Raw genomic sequence first — 238 nt, forward strand, 5'->3', positions numbered from 1 at the left:
GTACTCGTACGCGCCCCGGTCGTCGTCGGTGCGCACGCCGACGCCCGTGTCGACGGTGGCCGGGTCGTCGACCCGGGGGCGTGAGGCCGCGTCGGTCGTCGGTTGGCCGGGAGCGCCGGAGTTCGCCGAGTTGATGGCGGGCGAACCGGGCTGGAGCGTGAAGTCACCGCCGGCGGGGTTGGTCGGGCCCGGGGCGGCCTACAGCCCCCGCGGCTCCTGACCGCTCGCGGCCTGGAAG

The 238-nt window shown here is 76.5% G+C and carries 1 protein-coding gene; it reads left to right on the plus strand.

Translation table 11 applies throughout. The annotated features are described in order from the left end of the window. The coding region (locus ACR9ZK_RS23350) for a hypothetical protein (protein WP_481344295.1) at positions 1-220 on the plus strand (220 nt) is incomplete at its 5' end. Between the last annotated feature and the right edge of the window lie 18 nt (positions 221-238).

The organism is Monashia sp. HAY1-5C (assembly GCF_056755255.1).